This window comes from Streptomyces sp. CB02009 (assembly GCF_001905825.1).
Classification (GTDB): domain Bacteria; phylum Actinomycetota; class Actinomycetes; order Streptomycetales; family Streptomycetaceae; genus Streptomyces.
Genome location: NZ_LIVV01000005.1, coordinates 280,787 through 298,680, shown reverse-complemented (window position 1 = coordinate 298,680; position 17,894 = coordinate 280,787). Strand labels below are relative to the sequence as shown.

Genomic DNA, 17,894 nt, shown 5'->3' with positions numbered 1-17,894 from the left:
GGGGAGGGCCAGGGACATGCGGAGGCTGAGGTCGAGCACGGTGGTGCTCGGCGGGATGGGTGTGCTCGCGGCGACGATCACCGCGTGCGGCTCCGACCCGGACAAGCGGTGTGTGGACCCGGTGACCCGGGAGACGCTGCCCAGCTACGAGTGCGAGAGCGGCGGCGGCAGCGACGACGACGACAACGGAAGCAGCAGCCACCGGGGCTCGTACTACTACGGCGGCTCCATACGCGACAACCGCGTGAGCGGGGGCAGCTTCGACAAGAAGGCCGTCGACACCGGCGGCTTCGGCTGCTCCGGTTCCGGCGGCGGCTGAGAGAGGTCCGGCACATGCGACGGCACACCATCGAGCCCCGGCCGGGCTGGCAGGAGACGGTGGAGGAGCAGGGGCTCGTCTACCCGCTGACCCGCTACCCGGACGGTTCGCTGCGTCCGTACTGGGACGAGAGCGCGTACTACTCCTTCAGCCTGCCCGAGGTCGAGGCCCTGGAGGAGGTCGTCGAGGAGCTGCACGCGATGTGCCTCGCGGCGGCCGCGCACATCGTCGAGCGGGACCGGTTCGCCGAGCTGGGGATCACCGATCCGAAGCTCGCGTCCCTGGTCGCCGAGTCCTGGCGGCGGCGCGCCGAACTCCCCTCCCTCTACGGGCGGTTCGACCTGCGCTACGACGGCGCCGGCCCGGCCAAGATGCTGGAGTACAACGCCGACACCCCCACCTCGCTCGTGGAGGCCGCGAGCCCGCAGTGGTTCTGGATGGAGGAGCGCTTCCCCGGCGCCGACCAGTGGAACTCGCTCCACGAACGCCTCGTCGACGCGTGGCGGAAGCAGGCCCCGCTGCTGCCTCCCGGCCCCCTCCACTTCGTGCACTCGGACGGCGACGAGCTCGGAGAGGACCTGATGACGGTCGCGTACCTGCGCGAGACCGCCCAGCAGGCCGGGCTGGAGACCGAGGCCCTCTCCGTCGAACGGATCGGCTGGGACCGGCTCTCGCGCCGCTTCGTGGACGACCGGCTCCGGTTCATCCGCAGCTGCTTCAAGCTCTACCCGTGGGAGTGGCTGACCACCGACCGCTTCGGCCGGCACGTCCTGGACACCCTCGACAACGGCGGCGGCACCGGCACCACCTGCTGGATCGAGCCCGCCTGGAAGATGCTGCTCTCCAACAAGGCCCTCCTTGCGATCCTGTGGGAGCTGTACCCGGGCCACCCCAACCTGCTCCCCGCCTACCTCGACGGACCGCGTGAACTCGCCTCGACCACCGGCTGGGTCGCCAAGCCGCTGCTCGGCCGCGAGGGTGCGGGCGTCACCCTGCACGAGGCCGGCACGGAGCCGTTCGTACGGGACGGGGAGCCCTGCTGCTACCAGGAGCTGGCCCCGCTGCCCGACTTCGACGGCAACCGGGTGGTGCTCGGCGCGTGGGTCGTCGAGGACGAGGCGGCGGGGCTGGGCATCCGGGAGTCGGCGAGCCTCGTCACCGACGAGTACGCCCGCTTCCTCCCGCACGTGATCCTCTAGGTCCCGCCCGCCCCGCCCGCTTCTTCCGGGCCTGCTCTTCCCGGGCCCGCCCGCCCCGCCCGCTCCCGCTACTCGGGCACGTACTCCCTGAGGGGTGCCGGCCTCAGTCCCGCGGCCTCGGCCGCCGCGAGGGCGCGCGTCAGATCCTGCTCCAGGGTCTCGTTGAAGTGCAGCAGGATGATGTCGCCGGCCTTGAGCGCCGGCGTCGGCGGGGTCCACTGGCCCCAGGTGGTGAGGTCGTACGTCCAGGTCACCAGCGCCTTCGCACCGCAGGCGCGGGCCGTGGTCCGAGTGGTCGCGTCGTACACGCCGTACGGCGGGCGGAGCAGCCGCGGGCCGTCGCCGAACTGTGCGAGGTGCTGGTCGCGCGCCCCGCAGAGCTCTGCCTTCTGGCCGGCGGCGTCGAGGGTGGTCAGGTCCGGGTGGTTGACCGTGTGGTTCTCGACGCGGGAGGGGCCCTGGTTCAGCAGAGTGTGGAAGTAGCCGGAGTCGTACGAGTAGGCGCCGGGCAGCAGGAAGAGCGAGGCGGGCACCCGGCGGTCGAGCAGCAGCTTCGCCGCGGCGGGGTCGTGGAACCAGCCGTCGTCGATGGTGATGAAGACGACCGGGTCGGTGGTCTCGATGTGCGAGACCACCGGGACGGGCGCGGGCCAGGCCGCCGCCCCCGGGGCGGCGTGCGCGGGTCCGGTGACCGCGCCGAGGAGCGCGAGGGGGACGACGGCGGAGAGCGCGGCACGCACGGCGTGACGCAGACGGAGTCTCGGCATGGCGGCATCATTGGCCTAGACCAACTGCCGTGTCAATGGTCCGAGTTGCCCCGTCTCCGGCCCGCGGCCGCCGTCCCCTCGAACGGACGTCGTCACTCCTCCGACAGCACCGCCCTCAGCTGCTCCAGACCCCAGTCCAGGTCCTCCTTCGAGATCACCAGCGGTGGCGCGATCCGGATCGTCGAGCCATGGGTGTCCTTCACCAGGACACCCCGCTCCATCAGCCTCTCCGAGATCTGCCGGCCGGTGCCGTGCGACGGCGCGATGTCCACCCCGGCCCACAGCCCGCGACCGCGCACCGCCTCCACCGCCCCGCCGCCCACGAGCAGCCCCAGCTCCGCGTGCAGGTGCTCGCCCAGCTCCGCAGCCCGCTCCTGGTACTCGCCCGTCCGCAGCATCGCGATCACCTCGAGGGCCACCGCGCAGGCCAGCGGGTTCCCGCCGAACGTCGACCCGTGCTCACCCGGCCGGAACACCCCGAGCACCGCCCGGTCGGCGACCACCGCCGACACCGGCACCACCCCGCCGCCCAGCGCCTTCCCCAGGATGTACACATCGGGCACCACGCCCTCGTGCTCGCACGCGAACGTCCGGCCCGTGCGGCCCAGACCCGACTGGATCTCGTCCGCCATGAACAGCACGTTCCGCCGGCGGGTCAGCTCCCGCACCCCCGCCAGATAGCCCGCCGGCGGGACCAGGACCCCCGCCTCGCCCTGGATCGGTTCCAGCAGCACCGCCACCGTGTTCTCGGTGACCGCCGCCTCCATCGCCGTCAGGTCCCCGTACGGCACGATCTCGAACCCCGGCGTGTACGGGCCGAAGTGGTCCCGCGCCTCGTGGTCCGTGGAGAAGCTGACGATCGTCGTCGTCCTGCCGTGGAAGTTGTTCGCCGCCACCACGATCTTCGCGTGCCCGTCCGGCACGCCCTTCACCTCGTACCCCCACTTCCGGGCGGTCTTCACCGCCGTCTCGATCGCCTCCGCGCCGGTGTTCATCGGCAGCACCGCCTCCTTCCCGCACAACTCGGCGAGCCGGGTGCAGAACTCGGCGAACCGGTCGTGGTGGAAGGCGCGCGACGTCAGCGTCACCCGCTCCAGCTGGGCCTTCGCGGCGTCGATCAGACGCCGGTTGCCGTGCCCGAAGTTGAGCGCCGAGTAGCCGGCGAGCAGGTCGAGATAGCGGCGCCCCTCGACATCGGTCATCCAGGCGCCGTCCGCCGAGGCGACGACGACCGGCAGGGGGTGGTAGTTGTGAGCGCTGTGCGCCTCCGCCGAAGCGATCGCGTCTTGTGTGCTCGACACGGGATCTCCGTTCGTCCTGCGGCTCGGGGGGTGACCCCGACGAGGGGGTGTGGCCCCTGTTTCTATCGTCGCTCGGATGCCGGACCGGGAAACCTCGCGCGCGGCGCGCCAGCTACTCTGAAAACACGCACGGCGACTGGCGCGCGGGGAAGCGACCCCGGGGGAGCCGTGCGCGGCAGACCACACGAGACGCCGCCCGCCTGGGCGTCACGGGACCGAAGTCCCGCGTGGCGCCGCGCCTCTCACGCAGTGTCCCGGGACCCACCGACGCCCGGAGGACACCACCATGACCACGCCGCAGCACCCGCACACCCACCCCGCGCTCGCCGCCGCCGACCCCGAGCTCGCCGCCCTCGTCGGCGCCGAGGAACGCCTCCAGGCCGAGACCCTGCGCCTCATCCCCAGCGAGAACTACGTCTCCGCCGCCGTCCTCGAAGCCTCCGGCACCGTCCTCCAGAACAAGTACAGCGAGGGCTACCCCGGCCGCCGCTACTACGAGGGCCAGCAGAACATCGACCAGGTCGAGACCCTCGCCGTCGAGCGCGCCAAGGCCGTCTTCGGCGTCGACCACGCCAACGTCCAGCCCTACTCCGGCTCCCCGGCCAATCTCGCCGTCTACCTCGCCTTCGCCGAGCCCGGCGACACCGTCATGGGCATGGCCCTGCCCATGGGCGGCCACCTCACGCACGGCTGGGGCGTCTCCGCCACCGGCAGGTGGTTCCGCGGCGTCCAGTACGGCGTCCGCCAGGACACGGGCCTCATCGACTTCGACGAGGTCCGCGAGCTCGCCCTCAAGGAGCGCCCCAAGGTGATCTTCTGCGGCGGCACCGCGCTGCCCCGCACGATCGACTTCGCCGCCTTCGGCGAGATCGCCCGCGAGGCCGGTGCCGTGCTCGTCGCCGACGTCGCCCACATCGCCGGCCTGATCGCGGGCGGCGCCCACCCGTCCCCGGTCCCGCACGTGGACGTCATCTCCACGACCACCCACAAGACCCTGCGCGGCCCGCGCGGCGCCATGCTGATGTCCCGCGAGGAGCACGCCAAGGCCCTCGACAAGGCCGTCTTCCCCGGCCTCCAGGGCGGCCCGCACAACCAGACCACCGCCGCCATCGCCGTCGCCCTCCGCGAGGCGTCCCTGCCCTCCTTCCGCGACTACGCCCACGCCGTCGTCGCCAACGCCAAGGCCCTCGCCGAGGCCCTCCTCGCCCGCGGCTTCGACCTCGTCTCCGGCGGCACCGACAACCACCTCGTCCTGATGGACCTCACCCCCAAGCAGGTCCCGGGCAAGATCGCCGCGAAGGCCCTGGACCGGGCCGGCATCGTCGTCAACTACAACACCGTCCCCTACGACCCCCGGAAGCCGTTCGACCCCTCGGGCATCCGCATCGGCACCCCCTCCCTCACCTCCCGCGGCCTCACCGTGGAGCACATGGACCAGGTCGCCGACTGGATCGACCGCGGTGTCGCGGCCGCCGGCACGGGCGACGAGCAGGCCCTCGCCACCGTCCGCGCGGAGGTCGCCGACCTGCTGACCGCCTTCCCGGCCCCGGGACTCCCCGTCTGAGCCGCCCGGCGGGCCCCGGCCCGTCAGCCGCCGACCGAATCCGCCGCCCGCCGGGCCTCCTCACGGTCCGGTATGCCCTCCAGGCGGAAGGTGAGCGCGCCCCCGTTCCTCGTCCAGAGGAGCGTGGGGCCCGCCGTGCGGACCTCATGCGTCCAGGCCGTGCCCGTCCCGTCCGTCATCGGGAACGTCAGCAGATGCGGGGCCTCGAACCAGTACCCCTGGGCGCCGTCCGGGAGATCGACCCACTCCGGCCGCGACCGCACCTGCTTGGCGAAGCCGATGTCCAGCCGGGCCGGGAACTCGTCGAGCCGGACCGTCCGCTCCCCGTCGCGCCAGCACAGGCTGATCACCGCCCGGCCCCGCTCGGCCGACCCCGTCACCGCGATCGCGTCCGGCGCGCCGAGCGCCCTCGGTATCAGCGGCTCGAAGCCCGCGAGCCGCCCGGCCTCCGCCGCCGGCACCGGCTCCGGGCACCCCGGCACCGGACCACCGGCCGGGACGTGCCGCCCGTCCGGCTCGTACCGCACGGCGACCCCGCCGAAGCCGAACCACTCCGCCACCGCGGCCCGCACCGGCGGCGTGAGCACCAGGACGATCAGCACCCCGGTCAGGCCCGCCACCAGCGCCCGCCACCGCGCCCGCGCCCGGTCCCGTACCGACGCCCACGGGCCCCACCGGGCCCACCGGTCCCGCCGACGGCGGCGGACCGGCACCGGGGTCGGCACCTGCTCGGCGAGGAGCTGGGCGAGCACCCGCTCGGCCATCGACTCCCCGTCCACGTCCGGCACCCGCAGCCGCCGCCCCAGCTCCCTCAGCTCGTCCGGCAGACCTTCGTCAGCCACACCCCCCACCTCCCTCCGGTCCTTCCGTCAGGCTCTCCCCGAGCACCAGGCCCAGCTTCTTCAGCGCCCGGCTCAGCCGGGACTTCACCGTCCCCCTCGGCCAGCCGAGCACCTCGGCCGTCTCCGTCTCGTCCAGCTCCAGGAGATAGCGGTGGATCACCACCTGGCGGTGGTCCTCGCCCAGTCCGTCGAGCGCGTCGAGGAGCCGTCTGCTCCGCTCCCGCTCCACCGCCGCGACCGCCGGGTCGGCCGACTCCGGTATCCGCGGCTCGCCCCCGAGCAGGTCCGCCTCCCGGTCGGCGACGGCCCGCTGCCGCCCCGCCGACCGCACTGTGTTCCTGGTCTCATTGACGACGATCCGCAGCAGCCACGGCCGGAACGCCGAGCCCTCCTTGAACCGCCCGAGCGAGCGGTACGCCTTGAAGAAGGCCTGCTGCACCACGTCCTCGGCCTCCGCGCCCGCACCGCACGCCACCGCCGCTCTCAGCGCGACCGCCGTGTACGCGCGGACCAGCGCCGCGTACGCCTCCGGCTCCCCGGCGCGTACCCGTGCGATCACCGCGGCCTCGTCGTCGACCAGGCCCCCCTCCCGCGTCCTCACACTCTTGATACACCGGCAGTCCGGGATCGGTTCCCACACCTGAGAGAATGATGTGCATGGCCTCTGACGTTCCCCGCGTGCTCTCCGGAATCCAGCCCACGGCAGGCTCGTTCCACCTCGGCAACTACCTCGGCGCCGTCCGCCAGTGGGTCGCCCTCCAGGAGACCCACGACGCCTTCTACATGGTCGTCGACCTGCACGCGATCACGGTCCCGCAGGACCCCGCCGAGCTGCGCGCCAACACCCGGCTCGCCGCGGCCCAGCTGCTCGCCGCCGGTCTCGACCCCGAGCGCTGCACCCTGTTCGTCCAGAGCCACGTCCCCGAGCACGCCCAGCTCGGCTGGGTCATGAACTGCCTCACCGGCTTCGGCGAGGCCTCGCGCATGACCCAGTTCAAGGACAAGTCCGCCAAGCAGGGCGCGGACCGCGCCACGGTCGGCCTCTTCACGTACCCGATCCTGCAGGTCGCGGACATCCTGCTCTACCAGGCCAACCAGGTCCCGGTGGGCGAGGACCAGCGCCAGCACATCGAGCTGACCCGCGACCTCGCGGAGCGCTTCAACGGCCGCTTCGGCGAGACGTTCACGATCCCGGCGCCGTACATCCTCAAGGAGACGGCGAAGATCTACGACCTCCAGGACCCGGCGATCAAGATGAGCAAGTCGGCGTCCACGCCGAAGGGCCTCATCAACCTCCTGGACGACCCGAAGACCACCGCGAAGAAGGTCAAGAGCGCGGTCACCGACACCGAGACGGTGATCCGTTTCGACCCGGCGAACAAGGCCGGCGTCTCCAACCTGCTCACCATCATGTCCACGCTCACCTCCACCTCCGTCGAGGACCTGGAGAAGAGCTACGAGGGCAAGATGTACGGCGCGCTGAAGACGGATCTCGCCGAGGTCATGGTGGACTTCGTCACGCCGTTCCGGACCCGCACCCAGGAATACCTGGACGACCCGGAGACGCTGGACTCGGTCCTGGCCAAGGGAGCCGAGAAGGCCCGGGCGGTCGCCGCCGAGACGCTGGCGCAGACGTACGAGCGCATCGGCTTCCTGCCGGCCAAGCACTGAGACCAAGGACCCTGGCCCAAAGGGTGGTGGAGGCCGCACACTGGCGGCTGGACCACCCGACACAAGTCGACCGACGACGGAGGAGAACGACGTGGGGACCGTAACGCTCGGCGTTTCGATCGCGGTCCCGGAGCCCTACGGCAGCCTGCTCCAGGAGCGGCGCGTCGGCTTCGGGGACCCTGCCGCGTACGGCATCCCCACGCACGTCACCCTGGTCCCGCCGACGGAGGTCGCCGAGGAGCGGCTGCCGGAGATCGAGGCGCACCTCGCGGGTGTCGCCGCCGACCACCAGCCGTTCCCCGTGCGCCTCAAGGGCACCGGGACCTTCCGTCCGCTCTCCCCGGTCGTCTTCGTGAAGCTGCAGGAGGGCGTGCCCCTCTGCAACCGGCTCCAGCACCTGATCCGGGACGAGGCGGGCCCCCTCGCGCGGGAGCTCCAGTTCCCGTACCACCCGCACGTCACCGTGGCGCACGGCATCTCCGAGGAGGGGATGGACCGGGCGTTCGAGGAGCTCGCCGGGTACGAGGCGGCCTGGACCTGCCGCTCGTTCGCGCTGTACGAGCAGGGCCCGGACGGGATCTGGCGCAAGCTGTACGACTACGAGTTCGGCAGCGGCCGCCCCGTCTCGGCGGTCCCCGCGCAGGGCGGCAGCCCGGTGGACACCCCGACGCACACGGCCTAGAGCACACACGGGCTAGAGCGCACACGGGCCCGCCGGCGCGGTCAGCACGCCGACGCGTCCGCCTGCCGACGCGCGGACGCACCGACCCACCGGCGGCGCTGGCACACCGCCCCACCGGCACGCCGCCCCCCCCCGTCGTGCCGCGTGCGTCACACCGGAAGCCGCCGGAACAGAGGCCTCGGCGCGTGCCGGACCGCCGCCATCACCATCCGCAGCGCCCCCGGCACCCACACCGTCTCCGAGCGCCGCCGCAGCCCCAGTTCGATCGCTCCCGCGACCGCCTCCGGCGTGGTCGCGAGCGGTGCCTCCGCGCGCCCGGCCGTCCTCCTCGTGCGGACGAACCCGGGCCGTACGACCATGACGTGCACCCCGGTGCCGTGCAGCGCGTCCCCGAGGCCCTGGGCGAAGGCGTCGAGCCCCGCCTTCGACGAGCCGTAGATGAAGTCGGCGCGGCGGGCCCGCTCGCCCGCCACCGAGGAGAGCACCACCAGCGAGCCGTGCCCCTGGTTCTGCAGCGCGGCCGCGCACACCAGGCCGGCGGAGACCGCCCCCGTGTAGTTGGTCTGCGCGACCCGGACGGCGGCGACGGGGTCGGACTCGTCGCGCGCCTGGTCGCCGAGGACCCCGAAGGCCAGCAGCACCATGTCGATGTCGCCCTCGGTGAAGATCTTGCCGAGCCGCTCCTCGTGCGACTCGGTGTCGAGCGCGTCGAAGGGCACGGTGCGCACCTCCGCGCCCAGCGCCCGCAGGGAGTCGGCCGCGGCGGTCAGCGAGGGCGAGGGGCGCCCGGCCAGCCAGACGGTGCGGGTGCGGCGGGCGATCAGCCGGCGGGCGGTGGCGAGCCCGATCTCGGAGGTGCCGCCGAGGACGAGCAGGGACTGCGGGGCACCGAAGGCGTCCTTCATGGGAGCTCCTAGAGGTCGAGGCGGCGGGAGAGGTCCGAGGTGAAGGCGGACCGGGGGTCGAGTGCGGCGCGCAGGGCCCGGAACTCGCCGAGCCGCGGGTACATCGCGGCCAGCGTCTCCGGCCGTACGCGGGAGTCCCGGGCGAGGAAGACCCGGCCGCCCGCCTCCGCCACCTGCTCGTCGAGGGTGTCGAGGAAGGTGCCGAGTCCGGGCAGGGCGGCGGGCAGGTCGAGGGCGAGCGTCCAACCGGGCAGGGGGAACGACAGCGGGCCGGGGCCGCCCGCGCCGAAGCGCTGGAGGACGGCTCCGGGGGCGGCGCAGCGGCGGTCCGCGATCAGGCGGACCACCTTCCGCAGGACTTCCTCCTGCCCGTACGGGACGACGAACTGGTACGGGACGGATCCCGCGCGCGGGACGGACCACGCGCGCGCGGGGGTCCGGTTCCGGTACCGAGGGACGCCGTCGTGCGGGTGGAGGAAGGCGGTGAGCGGCTGGAGGGCGCCGGTGCGGGCCCGGGGCGTCCCGCGGTAGCGGAGCTCTTCGAGGAGCCCGGCGGCGGTCCGGCCGAGGATGCCGCCGGGCACGTACGGCGGCGGCGCGGGCAGCAGCGCGGGGCGGAGCGCGAGGGGTGCCCGGCGGGCCCGGTGGCGGCGCGGGAGGGCGTCGTACGAGGTGTGGTCGCCGTGCGTGAGGACGGCGCGGCCGGTGGCGGCGCCCCGGGCGAGCAGGTCGATCCGGGCGACGGAGTGGCCGTACCGGCGGTCGGCGGCGGCGAGCCGGGCCATCGTCTCGTCGAGGCCGGGGGCGCGTTCGGTGTCGACGGTCATGAGCGAGGTCTCGACGGGCAGCAGCCGCAGGGTGGCGGTGAGGATCACACCGGTCAGGCCCATGCCGCCGGTGGTGGCGTCGAAGAGCGGGGTGCCGGGTGCCAGGGTTCTCACCGTGCCGTCGGCGGTGAGGAGTTCGAGCGCGGTCACGTGGCAGCCGAAGGAGCCGGAGGCGGGGTGGTTGGTGCCGTGGACGTCGGCGCCGATCGCGCCGCCCACGGTCACGTACCGGGTGGCGGGGGCGACCGGGACGACCCAGCCGAGCGGGAGCAGCGCCTCCGTCAGCCGGTGCAGGCCGACGCCCGCCTCGCAGACGACGATTCCGGCGGTGGGGTCGAGGGCGAGGATCCGGTCGAGGCCGGTCATGTCGAGGACGGTGCCGCCGGCGTTCTGCGCGGCGTCGCCGTAGGCGCGGCCGAGTCCGCGGGCGATCGCGCCGCGGGCCCCGGACGAGCGGACGGCGTCGGCGGCCTCGGAGGGGCCGCGGGGCCGCCGCACGCGCGCGAGGGTCGGCGCGGTGCGCCCCCAGCCGGTGATCGTCGCGCAGTCGTCGTCCAGGACGTGGGTCTCGACAGCCATGGAGGTGACCGTATAGCCGCCTCTGTCGCTTATGCCGGTATTGCCGGGCGGTTCGTCGAAATGGGTGATGAAAGGAGTGTCGGGAAAGAAGCCCGAAGGCTCCGCCGCCCGGCGGCGCGCGGACGCCGCTCGCGAGATGCCGGGACGTCGTCCGCGGGGTGCCGGAAGCCGTCAGCGGGCTGCCGGAAGCTGTTCGCGGAGTGCCGGATGTCGTTCGCGGGACGGGTGAAGCCGTTCGTGGGGTGCGGATGTCGTTCGCGGGTACGCGGGCCCCGGCGGGGGATTCTCGTACTGCGCTCTCCGCGCACCGAACGGATCGAGGGGCAGACGTACGACATGGAATGGCTGACCAAGCTCCCCGTCATCGGCCCCTGGGTCGCCCGACTCATGCGGACCCACGCCTGGCGCTCGTACCAGACCCTCGACGCGGCCCACTGGACCCGGCTCGCCGCCGCGATCACCTTCGTGTCCTTCCTGGCCCTCTTCCCGCTGATCACGGTCGCCGCGGCGATCGGCGCCGCGCTCCTCAGCAAGGACCAGCTCGACAAGATCGAGGACAAGATCAGCGACCAGGTGCCCGGCATCTCCGACCAGCTCAACATCAGCGGGCTCGTCGACAACGCCGGCACCGTCGGGCTCGTCGCCGGCGCGCTGCTGCTGGTCACCGGCATCAGCTGGGTCGGTTCCATGCGGGACTGCCTGCGGGCCGTGTGGGGGCTGGACGACCTCGAGGGCAACCCGGTCCTGCTCAAGGGCAAGGACGGGCTCATCCTGATCGGCCTCGGCGGCGTGGCCCTCGCCTCGCTCGCCGCGTCCTGGCTCGGCTCCACCGCCGTCGGCTGGAGTGCCGACCGGGTCGGGATCTCCAGCGAGGGAGCGGGCGGCTACCTCCTGCAGACGGCCGCCGTCCTGGTCGCCGTCGCCGCCGACTTCCTGATCCTGCTGTACGTCCTGACGCTGCTGCCCGGCGTGCACCCGCCGCGCCGCCGGCTCGTGGTGGCGGCGCTGATGGGCGCGGTCGGCTTCGAGCTCCTGAAGCTGCTGCTCGGCGGCTACATGAGGGGCGTCGCCTCGAAGTCGATGTACGGGGCGTTCGGCGTGCCGGTCGCCCTGCTGCTGTGGATCAACTTCACCGCGAAGCTGCTGCTCTACTGCGCCGCGTGGACGGCCACGGGCTCCCGTGGGGAGTCCGCGGCCGACCAAGGGTCCGCGGCCGACGAAGGGCCCGGGTCCGGGTCCGCTAAGGATTCACGTCCGGATGCACGTCCTGCTTCCGGAGGGAACGGCGACGACGTCCCGCCGCCCCGGCCAGCGGCCAGCGGCGGTTGACCAGGAAGACGGCACCGGCGAGGAGCACGAGGACCCCGCCGGCCACGCCGAGCGCGATCCCGACGCCCCCGGAGCGCTCCGTGGCGGCCGCGTGGACGGTGCCGTCCGGCGCGTTCTTGCCGGGCGCCGGGGCCGAGCCGTCGTCCGGGGCGGTCGTCTCGGTACGGGCGGACCGCGGCGGCACCAGCTCGCCGACCGGGGTCACCTTCCCGGACGCGGCGAAGCCCCAGTCGAGCAGCCGGGCGGTCTCGCGGTAGACCGCGTGCTGCTCCTTCGACGAGGGGTTCATCACGGTGACGAGCAGCACCTTGCCGTTGCGCTCCGCGACACCCGTGAAGGTGGCACCCGCGTGCGTGGTGTTGCCGTTCTTGACGCCGGCGATGCCCTGGTACGGGGCGACGCCGAGGTCTCCGGTGAGCAGCCGGTTGGTGTTCTGGATCTCGAAGGTCTCGCGCTTCTTGCCCGGCTTCTGCTCGCCGGGGAAGGCGGCGCGGGGCGTGGCGGCGTACTCGCGGAAGGCCGGCTTCTGCATGCCGCTGCGGGCGATGAGTGTCAGGTCGTACGCGGAGGAGACCTGGCCCGGGGCGTCGTAGCCGTCCGGGGAGACGACGTGCGTGTCGAGCGCCTGGAGCTCGGCCGCGTGGTCGTTCATCTCCTTCACGGTCTGCCGCAGGCCGCTGTTCATGCTGGTCAGGACGTGGACGGCATCGTTGCCCGAGCGGAGGAAGACACCGAGCCACAGGTCGTGGACGGTGTAGGTCTGCTTCTCCTTGATGCCGACCAGGCTGGAGCCGGCTCCTATCCCGGCCATGTCGGCGGTGGTGACGAGGTGCTTGAGCCGGGCGTCGGGGAACTTCGGCAGCAGGGTGTCGGCGAAGAGCATCTTGAGCGTGGAGGCCGGGGCGAGCGGCCAGTGCGCGTTGTGCGAGGCGAGGATCTCGCCGCTCTCGGCGTCCGCGACGATCCAGGAGCGCCCGGACAGCTCCTTGGGCAGCACGGGCGCGCCGGGCCCCAGCTGGACCTGGGTGCCGGGGTTGCCGAGCAGCGGGCCGCCGAGTGAGGACATCGCGTTCGGGGGCTTGGGCTGCTTGTCCTTCTCGTCCTTCGTGTCCGCGTGCGCGGGCGCGGCGACGACGAGCGGCAGGAACAGAGCAGCAGTGACCGCCCAAGCGGTCTTCTTCGAAGCAGACACGGTCGTGAACGTACAGGTACGGAAGAAGGATCCGAACCCCGGCTGGCGCTCGGGCCGGGCTCGTCCACCCGTCCGCGGGGCCAGTGGGGCGGACGGTGATACTGGGGGCATGAAGTTCAGCCGTCGCGTCTCCTGGTTCCTGCTCGCGTTCGGGGTGTGGAGCTGGTTCATCTGGATCACTTTCGTCAAGAACCTGTGGAACGACGGGAGTGGCCTCGCGTTCGACGACGCCGGCGACCCGACGGCCTACTTCTGGGTTCATCTGCTGCTTGCCGTCACGTCCTTTGTCCTGGGGACGGTGATCGGAGTGCTGGGGTTGCGTGGGGTGCGCGCCGCGCGCCGCGAAGTCGGTTAGAACCGCGCGAGCGGTGGAAGAGGGGTTACGGGGCGTGGTCGTCGTCTTCGTGCTGGTCCTGATCGTGGTGCTCGCCGTGCTCGCGGCGGTGCACTGGTACGTGTGGCGGCGCCTCGTGCGCGATGTCACCACGCGCGGGAGCCTGCCGCGCCGCCTGGGCACGGTCGCCGTCGTGGCGCTGCCGATGCTGTCGTTCGCGGCCCTGACCTCGTCCCGCGCCGGAGCGCCGTTCGCGCTCCAGCAGGTGGTCGCCTGGCCCGGCTTCCTGTGGCTCGCGCTGCTGCTGTACGTGACGCTCGCCCTGCTCGTCGGCGAGGCGGTCAGGCCACTGCTGCGCCGCCTGCTCGAACGCCGCGCACAGGCCGCGGCGCCCGCCGAGGCCCCCGCCGCGGCCCCGGCCCCCGTTCCCGTACCGGTCCCGGACCGCGCGCCGCCCGCCCCCGAGGAGCCGGCCGAAGCGGCCCCGGAGGCCGCGCCCGGGACGCCCGCCTCCGACACCCCCGCCCCCGAGACCCCCGCCGAGGTCTCCCGGCGGCTCTTCGTCTCCCGGGTCGTCGGCGGCGCGGCCGCCGCCGCGGCCGTCGGGACCGTCGGCTACGGCACGTACGGCGTGCTGCGCGGCCCCCGGGTCAAGCGGGTCACCGTCCCGCTCGCCAAGATCCCGCGTGCCGTCCACGGCTACCGGATCGCCGTCGTCTCCGACATCCACCTCGGGCCGATCCTCGGCCGCGCGCACACCCAGCGCATCGTGGACACGATCAACTCCACCCAGCCCGATCTGATCGCGGTCGTCGGCGACCTCGTCGACGGCACCGTCGAGAACCTCGGCTCCGCCGCCGAGCCCCTCGCGCGGCTCCGCGCCCGGCACGGCTCCTTCTTCGTGACGGGCAACCACGAGTACTTCTCGGGCGCCGACGCCTGGGTCGACCACGTCCGCGAGCTCGGACTGCGCCCGCTGCGCAACGAGCGGGTGGAGGTGGCGGCCGGCTTCGACCTGGCCGGCGTCGACGACATCGCGGGGGAGAGCGAGGGGCAGGGCCCCGACTTCGGACGGGCGCTCGGCGACCGCGACCGGGCCCGCGCCGCGGTGCTCCTCGCGCACCAGCCGGTAGTCGTCCACGACGCCGTACGCCACGGCGTGGACCTCCAGCTCTCCGGTCACACCCACGGCGGGCAGCTCTGGCCCGGCAACTACCTTGCCGAACTGGCCAATCCGACCGTCGCCGGGCTCGAACGGTACGGAGACACCCAGCTGTACGTCTCGCGCGGCGCGGGCGCCTGGGGGCCGCCGGTCCGGGTCGGGGCGCCCTCGGACATCACCATCGTCGAACTCGCGTCGAAACAGGCGTAATCGGGACGGGGTCACTCCCCGTCCCGAGCCCGATACGTGCTGCTCATCGACTTAAATTCGCATTTCCCGGACATATACATGTGGTGTGAAAGTTTTCTCTTCCACTTGTGAAAGACGTGTGATGGGATGACGCCATCGCGACGTTTCCGGGGGCCGTCGCCGTTGGGGTGGACGAATAAAGGAAGCACGGCAATGCGGTCGACGGTCCGTCTGCGGATCCTCATCACTTGTGGAGTACTGGTGGCCGCCGGAGTGGGGGGCTGGCAACTCCTGCCCTCCGACGGCGGCCGGACCGATCCCATCAGCGTCGGCACGACCGACGAGGTCACTTCACTGGACCCGGCCGGCGCGTACGACGCCGGTTCCTGGGCCATGTACAGCAACGTCTTCCAGTCGTTGCTGACGTTCAAGCCGGGGTTCACGACCCCCGTCCCGGACGCGGCGGAGAGCTGCAAGTTCGAGGGCTCGAAGCTCACCACGTACCAGTGCACGCTCCGCGACGACCTCTCGTTCTCCAACGGGCGGAAGATCACCGCCGAGGACGTCAAGTACTCGTTCGAGCGGATGCTGCGCATCAAGACCGACGTCGGTCCGCAGCCGCTGTTCCCGACCCTGAAGAGCGTCACGGCCGAGGGCCGTGAGGTCACCTTCCATCTGAGCAGCCGGGACGCCACGTTCCCGCTGAAGCTGGCCACCGGCGCGGGCTCGATCGTCGACAAGGACCACTACCCGGCGAAGGGCCTGCGGGCGGACACGGCGGTCGACGGCTCCGGGCCGTACGTCCTCAAGGAGTACAAGCCGGGCGAGTCCGCGCTCCTGGAGCCGAACCCGAAGTACCGCGGCGCCGTCACCAAGAGCGGCGGCCCGGTGCTCGTGAAGTACTACGCCCAGTCCGCGGACCTCGCCGACGCCTGGAAGGCGAAGCAGGTCGAGGTGACGCACCGGCAGCTGCCGCCGGAGTTCATCTCGACCCTGGAGCCGCAGGACGGGACCCGGGTCACCGAGGCGGAGAGCGCCGAGATCCGCAACCTCAACTTCAACGTGCGGCCCGGCTCGCCGATGGCGGACAAGGCCGTGCGCCAGGCCGTCGCCGCGCTCCTCGACCGCCCGGCGATCACCACCGGCGCCTACAAGGGCACGGTGGAGCCGCTGTACTCGCTCATCCCGCAGGGCTTCGTCGGGCACAGCACCGCGTTCTACGACATCGACCCGGAGCCGAACGCCAGGAAGGCGAAGAAGCTCCTGAAGGACGCCGGCGTCGAGACCCCGGTGAAGTTCACCTTCGGCTACCGCGCGGACGCCACGTACGGCGCCGAGACCGCCGAGATCAAGCGGCAGCTGGAGGAGGCCGGCCTCTTCGAGGTCAAGACCGTCGAGGTCAAGTGGACGGAGTTCCAGAAGCAGTACGCGAAGGGCGCCTTCGACGCGTACACGGTCGGCTGGCTGCCCGACTTCCCCGACTCCGACAGCTTCACCGCGCCGCTCGTCGGCACCGAGAACACCCTGCACAACGGGTTCTCCAGCAAGCGGATCGACGAGCTGATCTCCTCGACGCAGCAGTTCAGCGACCGCTCCCGGGCGACCTCCGACTTCAAGCACATCCAGAGCGAGGTGGCGACCGACGTGCCGCTCGTCCCGCTGTGGCAGAAGAAGGACTACGTCCTCGCCACCGAGGCGGTCGCCGGCTCCCAGTACCTGACGGACGGTACGGGCATCTGGCGGCTGTGGGAGCTCAGCTGGATCTAGGACTCCGGGGCCCTCGGGGGCCCCGAAGGCCTCGGACCCCGGGGTCTACGACTCCGGGGTCCCGTGCGGCCCCGCCGCCTTCGGGCCCGACTTCTTCTTGGGCTTGCCCGAGGCCGCCATGCCCGCCGCGGTGGGCATGAAGTCGGAGAGCAGCTCGTGGGTCTCCTTGACCAGCGGGCGCAGGATCCGGAAGCGGGAGAGCGAGATCGCGCGGGCGGTGACCGGCGCGAGCCGCTCGACCAGCCGGCGGCTGTTGGCCGCGCCCTCGGAGCGGTCGTACACCCAGAAGAGGACCAGTCCCATCTGCTGGAGCCACAGCAACTGCGGGAGGGCCTCCTTCAGTTCCGGGTCGACCTTGACCGAGGCACCGGAGATGACCCGCCGGTGGACCTCGATCGCGGCCTCGCGCGGGCCCTCCGACTCGGGCGAGAAGGGGCTGAGCGGGCTGTCCGGGTCGGCGGCGTTCTTGAAGAACTGCGAAGCGAACTCGTGGTACGGCCCCGCGATGTCGAGCCAGCCGAGGTAGACCCCGCGGATCCGGGCCGTGAGGTCCTTCTCGTCACCGGTCAGGATGGGCTCGACGGCGGCCTGGTGCTCCTCGGCGATCCGGTCGTAGAAGCCCTGGACGAGGTGTTCCTTGGACGAGAAGTAGTAGTACGCGTTCCCGACGGAGACCCCGGCCTCCTGGGCGATGGCCCGCATCGTCGTCTTGTCGTAACCGCGCTCCTTGAACAGCCGGAGCGCGGTTTCGAGGATGAGCGTGCGGGTCTGCTCGCTCTTCGGGGCCTTCTTGTCTTCCTTCACGTCCGTCACACGGACGAGCCTAGCCGGGCGGACCGGGCGCTTCGCAGCGCCCGTCCTCGCAGCGGACGGCCCCGGACGGCCCGGCCGCGCCGTCCGGTCCCTTGAGGGCCTCGTGCCATTTCGCCGCCGCCAGGACGGTCACCCGGGCGAAGGGCTGCCCGGCCGGGGTGGCCAGCCAGTGGGCCTTGGCCCGGTGGTCGGCGAGCGCCCAGAGGCAGACGATCCAGGCGGAGGTCTCCCGGTAGACCTGGCCCCGGTCCCCGACCACGGTGATCTCCCGCAGGGTCGCGGTGTGGTCGAGTGCCGGGAAGCGGCGCCGGGCCTCCTGCGACCCGGCGGGCACGAGGTCGAGCGGGACGAGCTGCCGCTGGCGCAGCAGCCAGTGCCTGAGGTGCACACAGAGCGGGCAGTCCGCGTCGTACAGCACGGTCAGACGCCCCACGGGGGTCGGCACGGTGCTC

At 72.4% G+C, this 17,894-nt stretch carries 18 protein-coding genes and 1 riboswitch; of the genes, 9 read left to right on the top strand and 9 right to left on the bottom strand.

Annotated features, from left to right (window positions below):
* The first annotated feature begins 16 nt into the window (after positions 1 to 16).
* Complete coding sequence (locus AMK27_RS20850) at positions 17 to 319, top strand: hypothetical protein (RefSeq protein ID WP_073910346.1); 303 nt, start codon at positions 17 to 19, stop codon at positions 317 to 319.
* Between the two features lie 14 nt (positions 320 to 333).
* A complete protein-coding gene (locus tag AMK27_RS20845; protein ID WP_073910342.1) occupies positions 334 to 1,518 on the top strand; it encodes a glutathionylspermidine synthase family protein in 1,185 nt (394 codons plus the stop codon).
* Between the two features lie 68 nt (positions 1,519 to 1,586).
* Here AMK27_RS20845 and AMK27_RS20840 read toward each other — a convergent pair whose 3' ends face one another.
* Together AMK27_RS20840 and rocD are read right to left on the bottom strand one after the other, a co-directional pair.
* The gene (locus AMK27_RS20840; RefSeq protein WP_073910339.1) at positions 1,587 to 2,285 is read right to left on the bottom strand and encodes a polysaccharide deacetylase family protein; all 699 of its coding nucleotides are present in this window, start codon (positions 2,283 to 2,285) and stop codon (positions 1,587 to 1,589) included.
* A gap of 92 nt (positions 2,286 to 2,377) precedes the next feature.
* The gene (gene rocD / locus AMK27_RS20835) at positions 2,378 to 3,586 is read right to left on the bottom strand and encodes an ornithine--oxo-acid transaminase (RefSeq protein ID WP_073910336.1); all 1,209 of its coding nucleotides are present in this window, start codon (positions 3,584 to 3,586) and stop codon (positions 2,378 to 2,380) included.
* A gap of 122 nt (positions 3,587 to 3,708) precedes the next feature.
* A riboswitch (ZMP/ZTP riboswitch) is annotated at positions 3,709 to 3,799 on the top strand.
* 73 nt (positions 3,800 to 3,872) lie between these two features.
* On the opposite strand from rocD, the gene glyA reads away from it, so the two are divergent.
* Positions 3,873 to 5,150 carry a serine hydroxymethyltransferase gene (gene glyA / locus AMK27_RS20830; protein WP_073910332.1) on the top strand — a complete coding sequence of 426 codons (1,278 nt, stop codon included), beginning with the start codon at positions 3,873 to 3,875 and terminating at the stop codon, positions 5,148 to 5,150.
* A 23-nt stretch (positions 5,151 to 5,173) separates the two neighbouring features.
* Here glyA and AMK27_RS20825 read toward each other — a convergent pair whose 3' ends face one another.
* Complete coding sequence (locus tag AMK27_RS20825) at positions 5,174 to 5,992, bottom strand: hypothetical protein (protein ID WP_073910328.1); 819 nt, start codon at positions 5,990 to 5,992, stop codon at positions 5,174 to 5,176.
* A complete protein-coding gene (locus AMK27_RS20820; protein WP_073910325.1) occupies positions 5,985 to 6,593 on the bottom strand; it encodes an RNA polymerase sigma factor in 609 nt (202 codons plus the stop codon). The genes AMK27_RS20825 and AMK27_RS20820 overlap by 8 nt, the downstream gene beginning before the upstream one ends.
* Positions 6,594 to 6,649: 56 nt before the next feature.
* Between AMK27_RS20820 and trpS the strand changes: the two genes are divergently transcribed.
* Entirely contained in the window at positions 6,650 to 7,663 is a 1,014-nt protein-coding gene (gene trpS / locus AMK27_RS20815) for a tryptophan--tRNA ligase (protein ID WP_073910321.1), read from the top strand.
* A 91-nt stretch (positions 7,664 to 7,754) separates the two neighbouring features.
* On the top strand, positions 7,755 to 8,345 hold the full coding sequence (locus tag AMK27_RS20810) for a 2'-5' RNA ligase family protein (protein ID WP_073910317.1): 591 nt from the start codon (positions 7,755 to 7,757) through the stop codon (positions 8,343 to 8,345).
* Positions 8,346 to 8,494: 149 nt separating this feature from the next.
* Here AMK27_RS20810 and AMK27_RS20805 read toward each other — a convergent pair whose 3' ends face one another.
* Both AMK27_RS20805 and AMK27_RS20800 read right to left on the bottom strand, forming a co-directional pair.
* Positions 8,495 to 9,250, bottom strand: coding sequence for a decaprenylphospho-beta-D-erythro-pentofuranosid-2-ulose 2-reductase (locus tag AMK27_RS20805; protein WP_073910314.1), 756 nt, complete (start codon positions 9,248 to 9,250; stop codon positions 8,495 to 8,497).
* Between the two features lie 8 nt (positions 9,251 to 9,258).
* Positions 9,259 to 10,656 carry an FAD-binding oxidoreductase gene (locus AMK27_RS20800; RefSeq protein ID WP_073910311.1) on the bottom strand — a complete coding sequence of 466 codons (1,398 nt, stop codon included), beginning with the start codon at positions 10,654 to 10,656 and terminating at the stop codon, positions 9,259 to 9,261.
* Positions 10,657 to 10,992: 336 nt separating this feature from the next.
* Here AMK27_RS20800 and AMK27_RS20795 point away from each other — a divergent pair, with 336 nt between their 5' ends.
* Positions 10,993 to 11,985 carry a YihY/virulence factor BrkB family protein gene (locus AMK27_RS20795; protein WP_073910307.1) on the top strand — a complete coding sequence of 331 codons (993 nt, stop codon included), beginning with the start codon at positions 10,993 to 10,995 and terminating at the stop codon, positions 11,983 to 11,985.
* Here the strand turns inward: AMK27_RS20795 and AMK27_RS20790 are convergent.
* Positions 11,897 to 13,177, bottom strand: a complete 1,281-nt coding sequence (locus AMK27_RS20790) for a D-alanyl-D-alanine carboxypeptidase family protein (RefSeq protein WP_073910303.1) — start codon at positions 13,175 to 13,177, stop codon at positions 11,897 to 11,899. The genes AMK27_RS20795 and AMK27_RS20790 overlap by 89 nt on opposite strands.
* A 109-nt stretch (positions 13,178 to 13,286) precedes the next feature.
* On the opposite strand from AMK27_RS20790, the gene AMK27_RS20785 reads away from it, so the two are divergent.
* From AMK27_RS20785 to AMK27_RS20775, 3 genes are all read left to right on the top strand, one after another.
* Positions 13,287 to 13,532, top strand: a complete 246-nt coding sequence (locus AMK27_RS20785) for an SCO4848 family membrane protein (protein ID WP_073910300.1) — start codon at positions 13,287 to 13,289, stop codon at positions 13,530 to 13,532.
* Positions 13,533 to 13,566: 34 nt separating this feature from the next.
* On the top strand, positions 13,567 to 14,883 hold the full coding sequence (locus AMK27_RS20780; protein WP_073910296.1) for a metallophosphoesterase: 1,317 nt from the start codon (positions 13,567 to 13,569) through the stop codon (positions 14,881 to 14,883).
* Positions 14,884 to 15,075: 192 nt separating this feature from the next.
* A complete protein-coding gene (locus AMK27_RS20775) occupies positions 15,076 to 16,629 on the top strand; it encodes an ABC transporter substrate-binding protein (RefSeq protein ID WP_073910291.1) in 1,554 nt (517 codons plus the stop codon).
* A gap of 45 nt (positions 16,630 to 16,674) precedes the next feature.
* Here the strand turns inward: AMK27_RS20775 and AMK27_RS20770 are convergent, their stop codons facing one another.
* Both AMK27_RS20770 and AMK27_RS20765 read right to left on the bottom strand, forming a co-directional pair.
* Positions 16,675 to 17,442: a TetR/AcrR family transcriptional regulator gene (locus AMK27_RS20770; protein WP_073910287.1), complete on the bottom strand. Its 768-nt coding sequence runs from the start codon at positions 17,440 to 17,442 to the stop codon at positions 16,675 to 16,677.
* A gap of 10 nt (positions 17,443 to 17,452) precedes the next feature.
* Positions 17,453 to 17,887, bottom strand: coding sequence for a thiol-disulfide oxidoreductase DCC family protein (locus AMK27_RS20765; protein ID WP_241847566.1), 435 nt, complete (start codon positions 17,885 to 17,887; stop codon positions 17,453 to 17,455).
* Between the last annotated feature and the right edge of the window lie 7 nt (positions 17,888 to 17,894).